Annotated in this window: 1 pseudogene; it reads left to right on the top strand. The window is 68.1% G+C overall.

Going from position 1 to position 1,052, the window contains the following annotated elements:
* Positions 1-77: 77 nt before the first annotated feature.
* Positions 78-1,052 (top strand): annotated as a pseudogene (locus AA75_RS46205) (IS5 family transposase); the annotation flags it as partial.

The raw sequence follows: 1,052 nt of genomic DNA, 5'->3' as shown, positions 1-1,052 counted from the left end.
TAGGGCCTGTGTGATGTCGTGATCATTCTTCGGGTTCTGCCCTCCCTTCGGGGCAGAACCCGGTAGGAATGTTGACCGTGACGCGCAGGCAACTCACCGACGAGCAGTGGAGTTTGATCGAGCCCTACCTGCCGATCGGCAGGTTCGGGCCCTATCCCGAACGGCTTCGTGACCAGTTTGAGGGAGTGATCTGGCGGTTCCGGTCCAGTGCCCAGTGGCGGGAGATGCCTGACGAATTCGGCCCCTGGTCCACGGTCTTCGGCCGGTTCCGCGTTTGGCGGGACGCCGGCGTGTTCAGCGCCCTGCTCGAAGGCCTGATCGCTGAGGCCGCCCGCGAGGGAAAGACGGACCTGTCGCTGGTCAGCGTCGACTCCACGACTGTCCGCGCCCACCACGACGCCGCCGGGATGCTCGTCGACGAGGAGCTCATGCAGGCCCTGGAGGAGGCCGCGCGCGAGCAGGAGGCGGCCCGACAAAAGGGGGCGAGTCGCAGGAACAGAACGGACAGGACGAGCGCAGACGGGTCCGATTGCGACGCAAGCTCCGTCTGAAACAGGCCCTGCTCGGCAGGTCGCGGGGTGGGCTGACCAGCAAGGTCCATCTCGCCGCCGACCGCAGGTGCCGACCGCTGGCGCTCGTCCTGACCGCGGGGCAGGCCGGCGACAGCCCGCAGTTCGTCCCCGTCCTCGCCAAGGTGCGCGTGTGTCTGCCCGTCGGTCGACCTCGCACCCGGCCCGGCGCGGTCGCCGCAGACAAGGCCTACTCGTCCCGCGCCAACCGCGCCTACCTGCGCGGACGCAGCATCAAGGCCGTCATCCCGGAGAAGAGGGACCAGGCCGCCGGCCGGAAACGGAAGGGCAGCAGGGGTGGGCGACCCGTCGACCACGACACCGACCTCTACAAAGAGCGGAACACCGTCGAGCGCCTGATCAACAGACTGAAAGCCTGGCGGGGCATCGCCACCCGGTTCGACAAGACGCCCGAGAGCTACCTCGCAGGCCTCCACCTCCGCGCCTCGATGATCTGGATAGACGACCTCGTGCGACCGCTCA

The organism is Kitasatospora sp. MBT63 (genome assembly GCF_000710465.2).
Taxonomy (GTDB): domain Bacteria; phylum Actinomycetota; class Actinomycetes; order Streptomycetales; family Streptomycetaceae; genus Kitasatospora.
This window is presented reverse-complemented; position numbering and strand designations above follow the sequence as displayed.